The following is a 15,636-nucleotide window of genomic DNA, read 5'->3' on the forward strand; positions in this document are numbered from 1 at the left end:
GAAACTTTTTTAATTAATTTTACCACTGCTTCAGTTCGAGCGGTGTGTGGAAACATATCGACCGACTGAATATAATGGAGATCATAGACTTCTACTAAACGTACTAAATCACGAGCCAAGGTCGAAACATTGCAAGAAATATAGACCATTTTTTCTGGTACATAGGTAAGAATAGTATCTAATAACTTATCATCCAGACCTGTGCGTGGTGGATCCACAATCAGAGCATCTGCTCGGTAGCCTTCCTTATACCAGCGAGGAATAATCTCTTCTGCCGTTCCAGCTTCATAATGTGTGTTGTCAAATCCCATTCTTTTAGCATTTCGCTTAGCATCTTCAATGGCTTCTGGAATAATATCCATGCCTCTGAGTGTTTTAACTTTCTTTGCAAAGGCAAATCCAATCGTTCCAACTCCACAGTAAGCATCTATCAAATGGTCTTCTTTATTAACATCCAGCGCTTTTACTGCCTCACTATAGAGGACTTCTGTTTGTTCAGGATTTAGTTGATAGAAAGCGCGAGGAGATAGTGAAAATTCATAATCGAGTACACCTTCTTGAATGCTCTCTTGTCCCCAGATAATCTCTGTTTTTTCACCATAAATCTCACTGGTTTTAGCTGTATTTGTATTCACCGCTACTGTCACAACTTCTGGAAAATCTTTAACTAAATCTTTTACCAGTAGTGTTAAATTAAGCTGACGGTTTGTAACTATAATAATCTGAACCTGTCCAGTCTTTCTTGATCGTCGAACCATTATAGTTCTAACACCTAGGTTTTTTCTCTCATCTGTGATTGGAATCTGGTGATAAGTAAGTAATTCTGCTAGACGATTAGCAATCACTTGAGTTTCCTTGTCTTGTACAAGGCAGTCTTTCAACTCTACTAAGTAATGAGAGTTTTGTGCATATAAGCCAGCCTTAACCTGATTTTTAAATTTTCGAGTCTGAAATTGTAACTTAGCACGATAGTACTTGGGTTCCTGCATTCCAATAGTTGGACGAATTTCATAGTTTTCATATCCTTCAGGGGCAAATTTTTTCAGCGCTTGATGAAGTAAGTCCGTCTTGAACTCCAGCTGTTTATCATAATGCAGGTGCATGATTTGGCAGCCTCCACATTCATTGTAAATAGTACAAGCTGGCACAACTCGAAATTTAGACTTCTTGTTGACCTTTAGTAATTTTGCTTCAACAAAGTTGCGTTTAATAGAAGTAATCTGACAATAGATATCTTCTCCTTTTAAAGCTCCAGGTACAAAGACTAATGTTTTTTGGTAAAAGCCGATTCCCTCACCATTAATTCCCATGCGCTTGATTTTTAATGGTATTTTTTGTTTCACTTTCAGATTCATACCCCTATCTTATCACATTTTGAGTTATTCCGCTACCGCTTGATTTTTATATTTCATTAGTAAGTAAAGGCCTTGATATTCCTGATTTTCTTTAAAATCATATTTCCTTATATTTTCTTTAAATTCTTTAAAAGTTCCTAAAAATGTTCACAAAAAAGCCCCATAAAGGAGCCACTATACTATATGATGAGTTCAGCAGGCAAGAAACTAGCACGGTCAAACGTGCTTTTTTTATTACCTATCACCATTATACCATATATCACCAACCTATATATTCAGAAATCTAAAAGCCCCTATATTCATTTCTAAGGGTTTCTAGTTCATTCATGGAGTTCTATATGATGAAGCCCTAAAATGGGGCGTCCTAGACTCCAGTTATTCAGCTGATGGCTACTTATATGCTTCTAGTTCTCCGTTCTGGTGAATTCTAGCAAAGTTTAAGACAGCTATCTGTTTGTATCTATGATAATTAGTGGATTTTGTCCCAGCAATTTCTAAACATTCACTTACTGTTTTCTTCCTCATGTAACAATAATGGATAATAAAGTATTTTCTGGCTCGCTTGTTCTCTATCTTATTGATATCATGGACAAATGTTTCTAGACTCTCTCTGATTGCCTTTTCATGCTTACTAGTCAAATTCCACTGATCAGGTAGGACAAGTTTCCAAGCCTCTTCATCTATTGAAACTTGGTTTTCACTTCCTGCCATCCTCTGGAATCTCAGAAAGTAAGTCATCCGCTTTCTACTTTAAAGTACAAGGGTAAAAACTTAATTTCTTCCTTTTTCAAAACTAATCTTTTTCTGATAAATTGGTAGGTTTTTATCCCCTTTTTGTTTAGAGGCCTCCGACTTGGAAAAAGTTCCCTTCACCGGTTCCCAAAGTATTCAAAAAAATTTTTTCAACGTGGGGGGAGTCAATATCCTTTCAGTTCTATAAATCTTTTAGCAATTACTTTTCTTCGACTATTTATATAACGAGTAGTTTTATTTAGTTTCTCTGCCACGTCTTCCCAAGTCACACCAGCTTCTAAAAATCTCATTTTAAAGATGACTAGATCAGTATCAATCAGATTTTCCATCAAGGTATCTACAATTAATTTAAAACCTTCCAGATATCTTAAGGTTAAATCTTCTTCAATTCTAATTATAGTATCTTCAGTAGGACTTGAAGCTTTCTTGCCCTGAGATCTAATATACGTTTCATTCCCATGTTTATTGTTATGTATCAACTCTTGTCTTCTCAAGTAAATTTTATTAGCAATCGTTCTATATCGCCCTAACTCAATATCTATCCCGTCCAGGTCTCTGTTACTCAGTTCATACATAGTCAAGTACCTCCACTTCAATTTTAAAATTTTCTTATCTTGCATTCTGTCAAACTGACAAAAACTTAAAAGCCTTTCAACACTCCACTTACCAGGTATCATTGTTGTAAGTTTGACAACTCTTCAATATGACAATTTAAAGAAGTATCCCTATAATTTATTCCCCAGTTTCTCTTATCTTACATTCTGTGAAACTCACTCCATTCTGTAACTTACTGATATACATGGCTTCTAAGCCTATACTCTATTTTAGTTTATGCTTTCTTCATTTTGTGAAACTAATTTACTGAAATTAAAAACAAGGCCACTTTTGATATAACTATCAATTTCTTGATATTCAAATCAGCCTTGTTTCTGATGAATTACTCTTTACCTAAATACTCTTTAATCTCACGATATTCCTTAGAAAAATTCATATGCCCACTGATATCAGGATTTAAGAACGGAAGAATACTTGTTGGATTTACTTCTGTCCGATATACTGCAAGAGAATGCTCCTGAGTTATTTCTCCAACTACTTCTTTATGTATTTCTTCTACATCTTTCTTTAGTGATTGAATTTCATCGTAGGCATCTAAAATTATTCTAAGTTTCTTCTGGTAACGTTTATAGATTTTCTTTTCTTCAGCTCTTCGTTTAGTCTCTTTAAAGATATATTCAAATATCGCTGCCTTTGCCTCCCAGAAATTAGTATCATACTCTTTCTCTAAAAGATCGATTGATTCACTCATTTTAGCAATTTGTTCTAAGGAAGTAGCATTATCCTCAAAAAAAGAATCAATATTATCAAATGAAACCTTCTTCTCTCCAGTAATTGTTTTTCTTTTTTCTTCCAACTTTGTTCTTGCTTTTGCAATCTTATCTTTTTTATCAGCAAGATTTTCTAATGTTGATAATACTTCTCTAATATCCATCCCCTATCTCCTAATTCCATTTTATAAAGAAAGCGCAATCCGTTTCAATTTTCTTCACAACGAAACGAGTATACAGCATTAAACTCATTCCATAAATAACGGATTCACTTACCCAACGTAAGCTATTTTTATTTCTTTCAAATAAAGTAGCGAAATTATACAAATCCCCAACGAAAGCAACTTTATCGCCTTTTATTCCTAGCACTTCATCAGATACAACAATAACATCATCAACGTATAAGTTTTCTGAGTATCGTTCCTTCTTGTTAATTTTTAAAATATAATTTCCATCGCTAGATTTCTCCTTATCTAAAAACTTAAATAGTGACTGACTTAATACAAGAGTATTATGCCGTTCAGGATTCAAATCGTTTATAGTGTCTTTCAATTCGTCAAAATTAGAAACATTTTTTTCAGGTGCTTCTTTTAGAATTTTTCCAATTTCAATATTACGAGTTTTACGACAAAGACGGGTAATTTTGTTACTTAAGAAGTCTGATATATTATATTCTCCATCATCAACTTGTTCAGACGATAAGGCAATACGTCCTGAAAATGTCTTGTGTTCAAACTTGGTTCTAATCTGTTTTTTTCTAAGTTCTACACTTTTACTATCTCTAAAATCTTCTGATTCAAGTTCTGATAGATGTTCATCGTCAAAACCTACAGTTTCATATGTTCCACCAGTACCCGTATACTCAATCACATTAACAAGATCCACTAATTCTTTCCCTTCTTCAGGAACGTCATAGATACTTGTTATATCTTGTGATAATATTAAACCTGTTTTTGATTTTTCATCATCACTACTCATTCCTCTACTTCTTACATACTTTTCTACCAAACTAAATTTTTTAGCCATTTTATACTCCTTTATCTCTTTATTGCTCCTCGTTGTTTATAATTTTTTCTAAAGTTCTTAGCTCTTAGCTTTTCTTTTAGAACTCTACGAGCTTTTAAAATCATTTTTTCTAGCTGTTGATTCTTTATTTTTGTCAGCATATTTTTCTAGTATTTCATGGTTCCCACTTTCTAAACTGCTATCTTCATTTTTACATTTTGAAAATATTTTCTGTCTTTTTTCTGGATCAATAGAAAACTTACTAGCTACCACATACCCTAATGAAGTATCTACCGTCATCTTCTTCACCTCCTTCTTCTCAAACAAAAAGGGACATACCACTAGCATCATATGCTTACGGTATGCCCCTGAGTTGTTCTCAATAGACTTATTTTTTAGTTTCTTTTTTGACTAGATGAGTAAATTTCCCATCTGAGTAGACTAAAGTTATCTCTCCAAATCTTGGAACTTTTTCTATCTCTATTATACCACATTTTTCGTAGACAATAAAGCCTTTTTCTGTTGAAAATTTCATTTCATCCATATCTATTAACCTTTCTCTCCTCTCACTGTGTTAATCGTGTATCGCTTATCTTTGATTGTGAAAGCCTTAAAAGTGTTCCCTTCTAAACCTTTCAAAATTCTACTTGAATTTCTAGCATTGTAGACCGTTCGCAATTCACTGCTATCTAGGTTCGTGTTGAAAATCGTAGTTTCTCGATTGTTGATAATATCAAACAAGAAATCCTGTTCCCAATCGCTCTTAGGTGTTACTGTCCCATTTTTTGCCCCTAGGTCATCGATGATTAGGAAATCAACATCAACAAGCTTTTTAACCGCCTCATACTCTGTTAAGTTGGCATTTCTTCCATAAGCCCAACCTTCTTTTATCTGCTTGATAATCTCGGTTAAGCTGACAAATAAGACACTCTTAGGATCGTTCTTCTCTCTGAAACTCTCATTGATTTCTTTGGCCAGGGCAAGCGATAAATGACTTTTTCCTATTCCTGTGCTACCGCTAATTAAAGTATTTCCCGTCATACCTGCAAGGTACTTCTGGGCTTGCCCTTTTACAAACTCTAACATCTGACCTTCCTCTGTAGTCTTAACAAAGAAATTATCAAATGTCGCTCCCTTTAACTCTTTAGGAATTGTACTATCACGCATTAATACATCATAAGTTTTAAAATATGTTTGTCTAGCAACAAACCTCTGTAATAGGTCTTCCTCTTTTTGTTTAATCTCCCCCTTCACACACTCCGGGCAAAATGGTTGTATTTTCCTTTCTGAACTCCCTACTACAGGTATAGAAATCTCCCAGTAATTTACCTGATGAATATCACAAACTTTATCTGATATTTTTTTGTTATTGAACTCTTTAAATTGTTCCTTCATCTTTGCAACTCCTAAAATGGTAGGTCTGGGAAGTTATCTTCAGACTTCCCTTTTATTGTTTTGGGCTTTTGATTCAAATAACCATCAAACTTAGACCCGAAAAGTGTTTCAGGTCTCAGATATTTAGAAAATTCAGGACTATCCTTCCATTCTGCCGTTTTAATATCTATCACCTGTTTAAAATCTTCAAGTGTATAGCCTTCTTTGAATCGTGCTAGTAAAAGCCTTTTTGTCTTATCAACAAACTTATACCTCTTATTAGCTACTTGATTCAGATAAACAATAGGAATCCAAAGTTCTTTATATTTTGTTTTCTCTAAATCTTTTATAGCTGTTTCTTCAAGCCAAGTAGGAAAAGTGAAGTCGGGATTTCCCGACAATATATTATCTAAATATAAATTATTACTCTTACTATTAACTCTATTCTCTTTCTCTATCTCTGTTGGACATGAGTTGGAAAAAGTCTCTTTACTTTGGACATTCTCCAATTTTGGTATATCTTGACTATTTTTTCTTTGGTCTCGCTTATATTTCGCCCAGTTTGTTTCACTCTCAACCATGGCTTTTGCTTGCGATAATGTAGCATGGCCATCATCATCGATCTGAATTAGTCCGCATTTTGTAAAATATGCAACTGTCATATTTATATCATCTTCAGAAACATCTAGTTTTAAAGCTAATTCCTGTACCAAACTATCAAAATATCCTTCATAGTACAAAATACAATCATCTTCTAAACTTTCCAACATAAGACGGATATAAATCACTGTCATAGTGTAGCCACCAGGCATATTTTTAAGTCGTTTAATAAAAAGATTATCAAAAAATTTCTTATCAACTTTTAACCAAAAATATATTTTAGTCTTTGCCATCATCTACCCCCAGGAACTTCAAAATATCCGTAACTTTGTAATAGACTTTTCTAGTATCTTCTAGTGGTGGTTGGTAGCGTCTTAGTCCTGCACCTTCCCACTTTTGCAAGGTTTTGTATTTTATATCTAACTCGTCCATAGCTTCTTGTGCTGATATTAAACCAGTTAGTCGTGGTTTAGGTCTTTCTCGGACTGCTAGATAGTTTTCTACTACTGTGCTTATTCTATTGGTTAAATCGTGTTCGCTTTCTTTACTCAAACTAAACATATCCTTCCACCCCTTTCAGTGTTAAATTCATTCTATTCCTCATTTTCTAGGCTGGTTTATGGGTTCGGAAGGTTATTTGGTCACTTAATGCCCTAAATAACATATCTTCCTGATCATTTAAAATCATCTCAATAGTTTTACAAACTTTATGTCTTAAGTTTGTATCCGAAAGTTGATTATCTAATACTCCGAAAATTGCTGATAGATTTTCTATGTTCTCTATACGCTTAACTATAAAAGCCTCTATTGTTAAGCCTTGCTCATCTAATTTCTCTTTAGTATATAAATGTACTCTATAAGTCATTTGATATCTCCTTGTTTATTAACACCTGCAAGCTGGATATATCGCCCATAATCAGGGTTTAAATCCTCGCTAGGTGTTGTTTCTATCGTCTGTTGGTTTTCTCGCTCTATTTTGGCGCTTTTTTCGCGGTCTCGGTGGTTTAAATAAATCAGCAAGCCAATCAATACCACCATGAAGATTACCGCCTGTGTATTGCTTAAATCTAGTTCATTCATGCTATGCCCTCGCTTGGTAATTCTTGATATAATTCACTTGATAGCTGTGCTCCATCTTCAGAAAGTCGTACACCTCTTCTGGAGTTACTTTATCATCTAAAAAGTCAATGATGAACTGAAAGAGGTTCGGATGTTTATCCTTGATTTTAGTCATTCGATTGTAAAATTCTGATTGTGTCATTGCATTGCCTCTTCAAATTTTTCTACAAGACAATCTTTATTTACTTGTCGGGTCCCATTTTTAGAGTTAAAAAGAATACCCTTCAAGGTTATAGTAGCCTCTAAATACTCCTTTTCAGCATATTCTATATACGCCTGTTGCTCTGTTGCATTGTCAAAAAAATGCTTGGCTTGGCGTTTAAAGAATGCTTGTCGCATAGCATCCAATTCAAAAATACCAGGGTTGAAAAAGATTCCCGTAGTTCTTTTAGAGATCGCTTTGATTTTATGGCTGTCATTCAATTCAGGAAGTTCAATCCAAAGTAAGCGGTGTAAATCTTCTTTGATAGCTTTTAATTGTCCTGATAAGAGTCCTATTCTTAAAAAATCATTGTTTTCGTCTGCTTGGTGTAATTCCATACTAATTCTATCCAAGCTTTTAGCGATAATATCGTATGTTGTTTCTGTCATAGTCTGTTTTCCCTTTTTCCTATATTGGATTGTTTCACCACTCCAAACGCTGGGCGATTGCCCCAAGTTGGCGAACGCTTGTAGCGGTGTTTCGTGGGTAATTACCCATCTTTCAACTAAACAAGGTCTTAGAATCACCCCGTCAGCGCTTGATTTCAAAACCTTTTCTAATTGCTTGCCTGCTCTTCGGTTTTTCTTTAGATATTTGATAGAATAGATATTTTTTGCTATAATCAAAGCATAGAAAAAATTTCTATATCCTTAATCTTGTCGCTTGCTCGCCTCGTCTAAAATTTGAGCAAGTGATTTTTTTATTTTCTTTTTGCATGATTACTACCTGTCTGTGGTTTATAAATCAAATCTTTACTATCGATAAGATCCAGAATCCAGCTGAATCCCTGCTTCACCATTTCAAGAAATGCGCCCAGGTCTTCACTGTCCAAGTTCTCGTAGTTCATACAAAGATATTCGGCTAGTTGTCTGTCTTTCTCAACTAGCTTTTTAAAATCCTTGGAATACTTAGGAATTTCTAACCCTTTGGCATTTGTAACTGTCTTAAATTCATTTTCCATTTTCTATACTCCTATACTTTAAAAATTAATTCCTTAATTTCTGAATACCCCCTATTCAAGTTAATCATGGCTATTGCCATATCTTCCAAACGTTGGTAGTTTGTCAGTTCATCACTTGTTAAACTGTCAATACCGTTTCCACTTTCTCGCTCTTGCATGAGTTGGGACTTGTTTTTCCCAGTCGCTCCCTTTAGCAGTAAGTTTGTAAGTGTACTATAGGCATGCTTGGGCGCTTTCTCCCATGATTTGATAGCTTCGGTTAAGGTCTTGCGCTTTGGCTTTTCCAGTTCCCTTTGAAGATAGCGTTTAGAAAGTTCATCACGCATTTCAAAGAATGCTTTGACTAGGTTCATTTTGAATTGCCGTACTGGTTCGGTATTCTTTAGATAAGTGATCAGCAAGGTTGCCTGTTGCTCATTCAGAAGATAGATTTTTTTCGGTTGCCCTCTCTTATCTAATTTATGGATTTTAAATCCAAGTATTCCCAACGCTTCAAAATCAGCTTTATTGTCTCTGACTAAGCGTGTAATAGTATGATGCTGTACTTCAGCACATTCAGCGATAATCTCGCTCGTAGTATACGGCTCTTTCTTGCCGTCCATGTAAACCAGTTCCATTGGTTCGCTCCTTTCTTCTTTTGTCAGTGCTTGCCACCTAAAACAGTACCAAGGTAAAGCATTAAAGTAGGGTAAAATCGGAGAATATGAACCCCTACAAACCCTTGATACTGCTATAGGTAGCAAGCAAATTACACTAACGAATATTTAGTTAGATCCGTTTATCAATCCCCAGTAGTAAAGCACCACATGAGAAATCTGTAAATGTAGAGTATTATTGCGATTAGTTCGCTCCTTTCTAATAATCTTCTAAAAGCCACTCTATCACACTTTCGTAAATGCGCTTAGGTGCATCGTAGTTGCCAGCTTCAATTTTTGCTAGAGTAGGAGGTGTAATTTTTAGTTTCTTGGCTAACTGAACTTTTCCAAGCTGAAGCTCCCCTCGTTTTCGACGAACTTTTTTTGCATGTTCTATTGTTAATAACATTATCGACTCACTCCTTTCTAAAAAATCTTGATTTAGACGAAAGTTTTTTCATCACACTTTGAATTATAAACGAATTTATTTTCGTTGTCAAGCGATAAATGAAATTTTTTTCGTCTATGATTTTATTTTTTCTCTCTACTATGTTATACTTTAGATAAACGTATAAGAGGATAACTAATGGAAAAACAAACACCTAAAAATAATCTAAAAAAACTTAGAATAGAAAAAGGATTCTCCCAAAAAGAATTTTACGAAGATATTATAAAAAAAGAACTAGGTTTGGATATTACTTTACGAACTTATCAAAATTGGGAAAATCCAAATAATGAAATCAAATCAAAACCTGCTCTACTACTTGCAGAATATTTCGGGGTAAATGTTGGATATCTTTTAGGGGAAGACGAAAGAAGAACAACCTACCTAACCTCTACTCTAGAGAAATATAGTGATAACATGGAATCCCCAGTAGATTTCGCAGGATATGGTTTGTTGGCGCTAACTCGTGGTGAAAAAGTAAGGGATACCGTAATAGAAAACCTTAGAGAAATCACAGACTATTATGGACATAGAAGATTTGCTAAAGAAGAATTTAAAAATTGGAATCAAGAAAAAAAAGATCTTATGTTAAAAGGAATGCAAGACTATGCTGATTCAAATATTGGAAGATTTCTTGCGGGTCTAATGACCTTTCCTGATAAGACTAAAATTACTATTATTGATTTTTTAACACTAGACAATAAAGAAAGGGAAGCTATTAGTACAATAATTTCCTCATTAGCTGATAATCCTGTTCTTCATAAAGATTATGATGACTAATATAAAATCTATAATCACTATATAAGCTCCATATCCGCCAATAGCTACTCTATCCCATAGGTCTATTGTAAAAAAGATGGAATATCCCACTAAATCTTTTATCAGAAAAACATCAGCATATAGGAGGCTACTTATGAAAAAATTACTAAGCACATCAGCTATTTTACTTTCTGCTACCGTTCTAGTAGCTTGCTCTAACAATCAATCAACTACTAAAGATAGCTCAGAGCAACCAAAAACGGAGCAAAAAAACACTACTTCAACAAACACAAAAGCCAAAGTAGATAACAGTAAATACGATAATCTAATTTCTGAAATCAAATCAAAACTAGATCCTGAATCAACTGGAGCAATAAGCGTTAAAATTCAAAATAACGTAATCGATTCAGATTCATCCGAACCGCATGATACAATCATGATTTTGCTAACTGGAACGGCTAAAGATAGCGCAAAAGAGACTATGGACGCAATCAATTCAAATTCTGCTACAACTAATCAGCAAAATGCAATTACTGTATTTCGGATGTCTATATCTGAGTTTGCTAAAAAATTACCAGACGACAATACTACTCTTTCCCTTGGGTATGAAAAATCTGCTGATCAATACGACTTAATCGCAAAATCTTCAAAACAAAAAGATTTTATCCCTGTTGGCGAAATCATCGTAAATTAAAAACTCCCCCATATTCGCCAATAGAACCCCTATTTCTAAGGTCTATTGTGCAAAAACAGGGGAAATTGAAGAATAGAAAGCCGATTTTACTGACTAAAGCACAAAAAACGGCAAAATAATTATTGACAAAAACGCTATTTTGTCAATAATTAAAAAGTTAAATCGAGCTATTAAAATTTAATCTATAATTAAGTTACTTAGAGGTTTACCCTCATATTTTTTAAACTTTGAGCCTCAGCGCTCCAGGGAAGTAGCTTAGTTGTTACTTCCCTTTTTTGGCCTGAGGTAAAGATATAATCTAGAAAGATTTTAAGAATATTGTAGGAGTGTGAAAATGGCAAAATATGAAATTTTTTTACCACGGACTCTTAATAACGAATATCCTATTCTACTTGAACTCTATCAACAAATAGAGAATATTCTTCCAGTTCTAGAAGAAAAAGATAGTGTCGTTTTTAATTTTGAAAACATCCGTTGGATAAATGCTGAAATGACTGTTTTTTTAGGAATGGTTTTTAGCGAAGTTACTGCTAGAGGAGCAAAAGTATATGCCCTATTAGATAATCTCTCCTTAAAATCCAAGGAAATCCTTTTAAAAAATGGATTTTTAAAACATTTTGGCTTAGAATACGAACTAGACGATACCTACAATACCACTATACCGTTTTTTAGAGAATTTATATATAATATTGACGTAATTGACGAATATATAGATGATGAGTTATTAAGGCAGATTCGGACTAAAACCTCTGAGGATTTTTTAAGCGAGATAAAAGAAGCCTTGTTAGAAATCATCCATAACGTTCGAGACCATTCTCATTCAGACGTACTCTATATGTGTGGTCAACACTACCCTCGCAAACCTAGTGATAGTAAAAAGGGGACCATATCTTTTGCTATATCTGACAATGGTATTGGAATGATAGAAAATATCAAAAATAAAGGACATTCTTTTCCTGACTCAGTAGATTACTTTGAGTGGGCTTTTGATAAAGGAACGTCTACGAAAGAGAATTATGATAGCGGAGTGGGGCTATACCTGCTTAAGAAAAAACTCAATGGAAAAGGCGAAATTAAAATAGTATCAAATAACGGATATTATCACATCGATAAGACAGGCTATACTACTTTTTTAGAGTTCCCGTTTAACGTATCTGGAACACTTGCAATCATTACTCTTTTTCTTGATGATTGCCAAACAACTTCTCTTTCTGATACAATAGACTTATCAGAATTACTAGACGAATGGTTTTTATAAAGGAGTAAATATGAAAACACTATATATCGCCGAAATTATTAATAATAAATCAGCTATCCTATCCGACACTGGAGAAATTGTTTTCCAGAAAATTAAAGAATACATTGAAAAAAATGAACCGGTAACACTAGATTTCACAGGGATTGAAACATTGACCACAGCTTTTCTAAATCTCGCAATTGGCCAGCTTTATGACTTAAAACCAACAGACCAACTAACAAAATTAGTAAAGATAAAAAAATCATCAGTCAGTAATTCTCATTTGCAAAAAATTGGTCTCGTTCTAACTAATAGCAAAGAAAAAAGACAAGAATTAGCTGATCTGCAGGACGAGGTAATGCAGGATGGCTATTGAAAAAGATTTGAACACTTATACCTTAAATCCAGGTGAAAGTTTTATAGTTGATACAAATGTTTGGATATACCTTTTCTCACCTTTTTCTACTAACGACTTTGGTTATCAAAATTTCTTAGACGAAGCCCAGATTAAAAATTGCAAACTCTTTATAAACTCACAAATCATTTCAGAGTATATCAATGTTATTTGTAGAACAGCTTATGAAAAGTATGTAAGAGCTAATGGATTAACTAAGAATAGATTTAAGTTTAAACGTGATTATCAACAAACTGCAGATTACTTAAGCAATTATCAAATAGCTTGCGACAGCGTAAAATATGATCTTTTAAAGTATAGTAAGATTTTACCAATTAAACTTTGGCATATCCGCCATAGCTTGAACGACTTTTACCAAATGAAAGACTACAACGACCTTCTCTATACTAAGATGACAAAAGGGAAAATTAAAATCGTTAGTCACGACAAAGATTTTGGTAATCATCCTGAAGATATTATCTGGTTACACTATTAAAAAAGTCCCCCATATTTGCCTTGTTTTCTATTCTGGTACAATTTACCGTCTGACTGCTTAAAATCGAAAACTAGGGGCTTCTCGTGCCTCCTCGCCATGGTATAAACTCAAAACCTTTTCTAATTGCTTGCCTGCTGATGGAAAAGGAGTAAAACCATGAAGATTACAGAATACAAAAAGAAAGATGGATCAGTAGTTTACCGTTCCAGCGTTTATCTTGGTATTGATACCGTAACAGGTAAGAAAGTCAAGACAACCATTTCAGACAGAACCAAGAACAGACTCAAAAGCAAGGCTATCCAATCCAAGGTAGAATTTGAAAAAAACGGCTCAACAGTCACAAAAACCGTTAATGTTACCACCTATCAGGAATTGACGAACCTCTGGCTAGAAAATTATTGCCATACAGTCAAACATAGCACTCTTATAGGCGCAAAAAACAATATAAAAAAGTATCTCCTACCAGCCTTTGGAGACTACAAACTGGATAAACTGACACCCCCAATCATTCAGCACCAGGTAAACCAGTGGGCAATAGATTACAATCAACTAGGAAAAGGTTATCAGCAATATAACCAACTCCATGCCTTAAATAAACGCATATTATCCTATGCCGTTTCCTTGCAAGTCATTGCTTCAAATCCAGCTAGTGATATCATCGTCCCACGGCGCAAACCCAAAGAAGGGCAAAAACTGAAATATCTGGATGACGACAATTTGAAAAAATTCTTAGATTATCTGGATCAGTTGCCAAACACTTACAAAAATTTCTCTGATACGGTGTTATATAAGACACTTCTAGCGACTGGTTTGCGTATTCGTGAGTGTCTAGCATTGAAATGGTCTGATATTGACTTACAAAACGGTAGCATTTCAGTTACCAAGACTTTAAACACCCTCAAGGAAATCACTAGCCCTAAAAGTAAAAGTAGTATTAGAGAAATAGCACTTGATACCAAAACGGTACTCATGCTTCGGCTCTATAAAGCAAGACAATCCCAAATAGGTAGGGAAATAGGGGTAACTTTTGAAAAAGTGTTCTCTGATACCTTTGACAATTATAGAGAAGCTGGAGCGCTCCGATTTAGACTAGAAAAGCATTTAAAACTGGCTGGATGTCCTCGTTTGAGTTTCCACGCTTTCCGACACACCCACGCTAGTCTATTGCTCAATGCAGGACTTCCTTACAAAGAAATCCAAACACGGCTAGGTCATTCTAAAATTTCAATGACTATGGACATCTATAGCCACCTATCCAAAGACAATAAGAAAAAAGCGACTTCCTTTTATGAAAAAGCCATTGAGAATTTACAAAGTTCCTAAAAAGTTCTTAAAAAGTTCTTAAAAAGTTCTTAAAATTCATCATTAAGAGACAAAAAACGGCTATATCAAGGGGGGTCAGCTTTTTCTCACATTTTGAGTTATAATAGAACTATGAAAATCACAAAACTTGAAAAGAAAAAAAGACTCTATCTGATGGAGCTTGATAATGGCAACAAATGCTATATTACTGAAGATACGATTGTTCGTTTTATGTTATCAAGAGATAAGGTGATAAGCGAAGATGAATTGAAAGAGATACAGGACTTTGCTCAATTTTCTTATGGTAAGAATCTGGCCCTCTACCACCTATCCTTTAAAGCACGCACTGAAAAAGAAGTAAGAGGATATCTGAAAAAATACGATATTGATGAAAACATCATTTCTCAAGTCATTGCTAATCTTAAAGAAGATAGGTGGATTAATGATGGCCAGTACGCTTATGCTATCATCAATGCCAATCAACTTTCAGGAGACAAGGGGCCTTATGTACTGACTCAGAAACTAGCACAAAAAGGGATTTCAAAATCTACTATAGAAGAGAGCTTGAAAGAATTTGATTTTTCGGAAGTTGCTCAACGTGTAGCTAATAAACTGTTGAAAAAATATGAAGGAAAACTTCCTGCTCGTGCCTTGCAAGATAAGATTATTCAAAATCTGACCAACAAGGGCTTCTCTTACTCTGATGCTAAAAGTGCCTTTGACGAGTTGGATAGTCAAGTTGACCAAGAAACGACTCAGGAACTCATCTTCAAGGAACTTGATAAGCAATATGCCAAGTATGCACGAAAATATGAAGGATACGAACTTAAACAGCGTTTAACCCAAGTTTTAGCACGAAAGGGCTACGATTTTTCGGATATAGCAAGCGCTCTCAGAGAATATCTTTAATATTTTCATATAAAATTCACAGATTTTATGTAATTTTATGGTACAATAGTAAACGATAAACTTATAAATTG

General features: G+C 34.4%; 24 protein-coding genes. 7 read left to right on the plus strand and 17 right to left on the minus strand.

The window, feature by feature from the left end:
• The 17 genes from rlmD to ACERDH_RS07570 all read right to left on the minus strand — a co-directional run.
• Positions 1-1,355, minus strand: a 1,355-nt coding sequence (rlmD, locus tag ACERDH_RS07490) for a 23S rRNA (uracil(1939)-C(5))-methyltransferase RlmD (RefSeq protein WP_415741915.1), incomplete at its 3' end; no start/stop codon positions are given.
• Positions 1,356-1,745: 390 nt separating this feature from the next.
• A complete protein-coding gene (locus ACERDH_RS07495; protein ID WP_415741916.1) occupies positions 1,746-2,093 on the minus strand; it encodes a transcriptional regulator in 348 nt (115 codons plus the stop codon).
• 179 nt (positions 2,094-2,272) lie between these two features.
• On the minus strand, positions 2,273-2,683 hold the full coding sequence (locus ACERDH_RS07500; RefSeq protein WP_386685639.1) for a DUF722 domain-containing protein: 411 nt from the start codon (positions 2,681-2,683) through the stop codon (positions 2,273-2,275).
• A 362-nt stretch (positions 2,684-3,045) separates the two neighbouring features.
• The gene (locus ACERDH_RS07505) at positions 3,046-3,597 is read right to left on the minus strand and encodes a hypothetical protein (protein ID WP_386685641.1); all 552 of its coding nucleotides are present in this window, start codon (positions 3,595-3,597) and stop codon (positions 3,046-3,048) included.
• A 10-nt stretch (positions 3,598-3,607) separates the two neighbouring features.
• Entirely contained in the window at positions 3,608-4,474 is an 867-nt protein-coding gene (locus ACERDH_RS07510; protein WP_261127571.1) for a phage major capsid protein, read from the minus strand.
• Positions 4,475-4,543: 69 nt separating this feature from the next.
• Positions 4,544-4,738 (minus strand): hypothetical protein, encoded by a 195-nt coding sequence (locus tag ACERDH_RS07515; protein WP_386685642.1) that lies wholly within the window; start codon positions 4,736-4,738, stop codon positions 4,544-4,546.
• A gap of 88 nt (positions 4,739-4,826) precedes the next feature.
• Positions 4,827-4,982 (minus strand): hypothetical protein, encoded by a 156-nt coding sequence (locus ACERDH_RS07520; RefSeq protein ID WP_000344069.1) that lies wholly within the window; start codon positions 4,980-4,982, stop codon positions 4,827-4,829.
• Between the two features lie 5 nt (positions 4,983-4,987).
• Positions 4,988-5,833, minus strand: coding sequence for an ATP-binding protein (locus ACERDH_RS07525; RefSeq protein WP_386685645.1), 846 nt, complete (start codon positions 5,831-5,833; stop codon positions 4,988-4,990).
• Between the two features lie 11 nt (positions 5,834-5,844).
• A complete protein-coding gene (locus ACERDH_RS07530) occupies positions 5,845-6,705 on the minus strand; it encodes a conserved phage C-terminal domain-containing protein (RefSeq protein ID WP_386685647.1) in 861 nt (286 codons plus the stop codon).
• Positions 6,692-6,973 (minus strand): hypothetical protein, encoded by a 282-nt coding sequence (locus tag ACERDH_RS07535; RefSeq protein WP_000492116.1) that lies wholly within the window; start codon positions 6,971-6,973, stop codon positions 6,692-6,694. The genes ACERDH_RS07530 and ACERDH_RS07535 overlap by 14 nt, the downstream gene beginning before the upstream one ends.
• A 46-nt stretch (positions 6,974-7,019) precedes the next feature.
• On the minus strand, positions 7,020-7,277 hold the full coding sequence (locus tag ACERDH_RS07540) for a hypothetical protein (RefSeq protein WP_045612839.1): 258 nt from the start codon (positions 7,275-7,277) through the stop codon (positions 7,020-7,022).
• Positions 7,274-7,492, minus strand: a complete 219-nt coding sequence (locus ACERDH_RS07545; protein ID WP_386685650.1) for a hypothetical protein — start codon at positions 7,490-7,492, stop codon at positions 7,274-7,276. Before ACERDH_RS07545 ends, ACERDH_RS07540 begins: the two co-directional genes overlap by 4 nt.
• Position 7,493: 1 nt before the next feature.
• A complete protein-coding gene (locus ACERDH_RS07550; RefSeq protein WP_386685652.1) occupies positions 7,494-7,673 on the minus strand; it encodes a hypothetical protein in 180 nt (59 codons plus the stop codon).
• Complete coding sequence (locus tag ACERDH_RS07555) at positions 7,670-8,122, minus strand: hypothetical protein (protein ID WP_386686079.1); 453 nt, start codon at positions 8,120-8,122, stop codon at positions 7,670-7,672. The genes ACERDH_RS07550 and ACERDH_RS07555 overlap by 4 nt, the downstream gene beginning before the upstream one ends.
• Before the next feature lie 311 nt (positions 8,123-8,433).
• A complete protein-coding gene (locus ACERDH_RS07560; RefSeq protein WP_386685653.1) occupies positions 8,434-8,694 on the minus strand; it encodes a hypothetical protein in 261 nt (86 codons plus the stop codon).
• 11 nt (positions 8,695-8,705) lie between these two features.
• On the minus strand, positions 8,706-9,311 hold the full coding sequence (locus ACERDH_RS07565; RefSeq protein ID WP_084931962.1) for a Rha family transcriptional regulator: 606 nt from the start codon (positions 9,309-9,311) through the stop codon (positions 8,706-8,708).
• A gap of 238 nt (positions 9,312-9,549) precedes the next feature.
• On the minus strand, positions 9,550-9,738 hold the full coding sequence (locus tag ACERDH_RS07570; RefSeq protein WP_061438568.1) for a DNA-binding protein: 189 nt from the start codon (positions 9,736-9,738) through the stop codon (positions 9,550-9,552).
• Between the two features lie 177 nt (positions 9,739-9,915).
• Between ACERDH_RS07570 and ACERDH_RS07575 the strand changes: the two genes are divergently transcribed.
• The 7 genes from ACERDH_RS07575 (at position 9,916) to recX (ending at position 15,565) form a co-directional block, all read left to right on the plus strand.
• On the plus strand, positions 9,916-10,554 hold the full coding sequence (locus ACERDH_RS07575) for a helix-turn-helix domain-containing protein (RefSeq protein ID WP_084931960.1): 639 nt from the start codon (positions 9,916-9,918) through the stop codon (positions 10,552-10,554).
• A 133-nt stretch (positions 10,555-10,687) separates the two neighbouring features.
• On the plus strand, positions 10,688-11,227 hold the full coding sequence (locus ACERDH_RS07580; RefSeq protein ID WP_084931959.1) for a hypothetical protein: 540 nt from the start codon (positions 10,688-10,690) through the stop codon (positions 11,225-11,227).
• Positions 11,228-11,561: 334 nt separating this feature from the next.
• Positions 11,562-12,485 carry an ATP-binding protein gene (locus tag ACERDH_RS07585; protein WP_386685657.1) on the plus strand — a complete coding sequence of 308 codons (924 nt, stop codon included), beginning with the start codon at positions 11,562-11,564 and terminating at the stop codon, positions 12,483-12,485.
• A gap of 10 nt (positions 12,486-12,495) precedes the next feature.
• Complete coding sequence (locus tag ACERDH_RS07590) at positions 12,496-12,840, plus strand: STAS-like domain-containing protein (protein WP_386685658.1); 345 nt, start codon at positions 12,496-12,498, stop codon at positions 12,838-12,840.
• On the plus strand, positions 12,830-13,354 hold the full coding sequence (locus ACERDH_RS07595; protein ID WP_386685660.1) for a hypothetical protein: 525 nt from the start codon (positions 12,830-12,832) through the stop codon (positions 13,352-13,354). The genes ACERDH_RS07590 and ACERDH_RS07595 overlap by 11 nt, the downstream gene beginning before the upstream one ends.
• A gap of 156 nt (positions 13,355-13,510) precedes the next feature.
• Positions 13,511-14,677, plus strand: coding sequence for a tyrosine-type recombinase/integrase (locus ACERDH_RS07600; protein WP_386685662.1), 1,167 nt, complete (start codon positions 13,511-13,513; stop codon positions 14,675-14,677).
• A gap of 111 nt (positions 14,678-14,788) precedes the next feature.
• Positions 14,789-15,565, plus strand: a complete 777-nt coding sequence (recX, locus tag ACERDH_RS07605) for a recombination regulator RecX (RefSeq protein ID WP_386685664.1) — start codon at positions 14,789-14,791, stop codon at positions 15,563-15,565.
• Positions 15,566-15,636 lie beyond the last annotated feature (71 nt).

The sequence above is a fragment of the Streptococcus bovismuti genome, from assembly GCF_042436615.2.
Classification (GTDB): Bacteria; Bacillota; Bacilli; order Lactobacillales; family Streptococcaceae; genus Streptococcus.